Here is a 2232-nt window from a genome sequence, read left to right as displayed (position 1 = left end):
ATCCAGAAAACCTCTGTAATCCCGATAATAACCACAAATATTGGGCTTGGGCGAAGCATTCCCGTAAAAAAATTTATGTTTCTAACCATAAATTATCTGCGGGAATGCTTCGCCCCTACAGTCCCATAAATTGTCTGCGGTTATGCTTTGCCCGTACAATCCAAAATCAATTGGGCAAATTTTTGGGCTGCCCCGGTTTCCCCCCGCAAACTCCGCAAGCGCGATCGCATTTCTGCTAACTTCTCTGGATTAGCCAATAAATCTAAGGCAATATTTGCTACAAATTCTGGGGTTAATTGCCCCACTAATTCGGGAATAACTTCCTCTTTTGCCCAGATATTTGGCCACGCATATAACTGTTTTTTTCTCAATACCCACCAGTTAATTAACTTGGCAAAATAAGACCCAAATCCCGGTAAATTGGCTAATAATCCGGGAATACCATCCCAAGCTCGCATCGCATCTAATTGTTGGGTGGGCAATAAAACAATTGCTGGCACCGCTAAAGCCCCCAATTCAGCGGTATTTGCTCCCACAGTAGTTAAGCATAAAGCACATTGGGAAAGCAGATTATAGGCAGGAGTTTCTGTATATAAATCTACCCGCAAACCCGTAGAAGTTTCTAAATAATAATTTTCTATTTTTGCTTGAATTTCTATATTTAAATATGCTATATTTAAATTATCTGTTTTTAATTGAGCAGCAGCCAAACCTCTGGGGAAAATCACGGGATTTTGTTCTGGGTCAGCATATTTTGCCAGAGTGATTAAATCTAAAGTTGGGGCTACGGGAATAATAAACCGAGTTTGCGGTCTTGACCCATGAATTTTTTCCGCGATCGCTAAAGTCAAAGGCACTCCCTGGGAAAGTTTTGCCGCTTTCGATCCGGGCATTAAAGCAATTATTTCATCGTGGCGATCGGCATTGATTAATAATTCTTGGTTAGTGCGATCGATCTGTCTGGGCAAATCAGCAATTAAATCGCCCACAACCGTAAATTTAGCCGCATATTTAGGGTTAACTCGTTCAAGAATTGACTGATTCATTACCCCAAAGCGATCGATCCAACCTTGCCACCGGGCTTCCCATTCCGCATAAACAACCGTGGAATAACCCAGCCGTTTACCAATGACCACGGTAAAAAATTGGTCGCCCCCCAAGAACACCACGACCCCTTGGGGATACCAGTCCCAATTTTCCGCCGTTTTGCCCCACAACAGAAATGGCCAAAAATCCGCCGCCCCTTGGACGCGATCGACTTCTGGGTATTTGCGGGCGATCGCCGCTTCTTGTCCCGTCGCATGAGTACAAGGGGACAACACCACGGAAATTCGCACCGTCGAACCATTGCCCCCAAGCTGTTGCCGCAGTTGTTGCCGTAGTTCTTTAACCACAGGTCTAACCCAAGTGACTAACTCCCCAGGGCCATTAGACAGAATTAAAATATCAAAGGGTTGCACAAGCCAAAACCTCAAAAACCGAGCTTATTTGTAATATATAAAATATTAAGCTATCTGTAGGGTGTGAAAGCGCGAAGCGTAACGCACCAATAACTCATATATAGAGTCGTTGCGTAAGTCCTATAATATATAAAATATTAAGTAAAATATTAAAGGTTTAAGGAGAACAGAAAATGACAAACCTGATCGATGCCGTAAAAAACGCCAACTTATCCCAAGTAAAAGACTGGTTAAACAGCGGAGTTGATGTCAATGAAACCGATGAAGAAGGCACCACAGCCATCATTGTAGCTGCTGAAACAGAAAACCCCGAAATTGTCGCCGCACTCATTGCTGCTGGAGCACAAGTTAATGCTCAAGATAAAGATGGTTGGACAGCCTTAATGGGTGCAGCAGCAGCGGGTTCTACGGACATCGTGAAACTATTACTAGATGCCGGGGCTGATATTAATGCTAAAGCAGGCTTTGGCTTAACTGCTTTAATGAGTGCCGCAGGTCGCGGTAAAAAAGAAGTAGTACAAATGCTAATTGACTATGGTGCCGATATTCGCCTCAGAGATAACAATACTTGGACGGCGTTAATTTGGGCGTCTCAAGATGGTCATAAAGAAGTGATGGAATTGTTGAAAAAAGCCAGAGATGGAAAATTAATTTAAAAGCGGGGGAGCGGGGGAAGCCGCCGTCGTGTAGGGTGTAGGGTGTGGGGTGTAGGGTGTAGGGGGAAGAGAGAAAAGAGATGCATAGAATAGAGAAAAGAGAATAGAGAATTTTC

2 protein-coding genes are annotated in these 2232 nt (G+C 43.7%); one reads left to right on the top strand and one right to left on the bottom strand.

From position 1 onward, the window contains the following. Nucleotides 1-140: 140 nt before the first annotated feature. Entirely contained in the window at nt 141-1460 is a 1320-nt protein-coding gene (locus AM228_RS00225; RefSeq protein WP_054464077.1) for a lipid-A-disaccharide synthase, read from the bottom strand. A 173-nt stretch (nt 1461-1633) separates the two neighbouring features. On the opposite strand from AM228_RS00225, the gene AM228_RS00220 reads away from it, so the two are divergent. Next, a complete protein-coding gene (locus AM228_RS00220) occupies nt 1634-2116 on the top strand; it encodes an ankyrin repeat domain-containing protein (RefSeq protein ID WP_054464076.1) in 483 nt (160 codons plus the stop codon). Nucleotides 2117-2232 lie beyond the last annotated feature (116 nt).

This window comes from Planktothricoides sp. SR001 (assembly GCF_001276715.1).
Classification (GTDB): domain Bacteria; phylum Cyanobacteriota; class Cyanobacteriia; order Cyanobacteriales; family Laspinemataceae; genus Planktothricoides; species Planktothricoides raciborskii.
This window is presented reverse-complemented; position numbering and strand designations above follow the sequence as displayed.

Coding starts and splice junctions, on each gene's coding strand:
- AM228_RS00220 (WP_054464076.1), top strand. CDS start 1,634: ATGACAAACCTGATCGATGCCGTAAAAAACGCCAACTTATCCCAAGTA.